This window comes from Mesorhizobium sp. M7A.F.Ca.MR.148.00.0.0 (assembly GCF_003997735.1).
In the GTDB taxonomy this organism is placed as follows: Bacteria; Pseudomonadota; Alphaproteobacteria; order Rhizobiales; family Rhizobiaceae; genus Mesorhizobium.
This window is the reverse complement of record NZ_RZTB01000581.1, coordinates 1-265: the sequence shown is the minus strand read 5'-3', so window position 1 is coordinate 265 and position 265 is coordinate 1. Positions and strand designations below refer to the sequence as shown.

The window sequence follows — 265 nt, the reverse complement described above, 5'->3', positions numbered from 1 at the left end:
CGACCGCAGCGGCGCGCGGACCATCGCCGTCGAGCGTATTCCCTTCGACGGGCTCGGTGAAGCCATCAACGATCGGCTGTCGCGTGCCGCCGCCCCTCGTGACATCACGCAGCCCACACCATAGTTTTCCCCCATGACCGAAATCATAGAGACACTCGATTCCGCTCTCATCGATCGCTTCGCGGCGATCGTTGGCGACAAATATGCGCTGCGCGACGAGCGCGATATCGCGCCTTACCTCATTGAGCGGCGCGGGCTCTGGCGC

1 protein-coding gene is annotated in these 265 nt (G+C 63.8%); it reads left to right on the top strand.

Translation table 11 applies throughout. From position 1 onward, the window contains the following. On the top strand, window positions 1-124 hold a 124-nt coding region (locus tag EOB49_RS35400), incomplete at its 5' end, for a Sua5 family C-terminal domain-containing protein (RefSeq protein WP_281060647.1). Window positions 125-265: the final 141 nt, after the last annotated feature.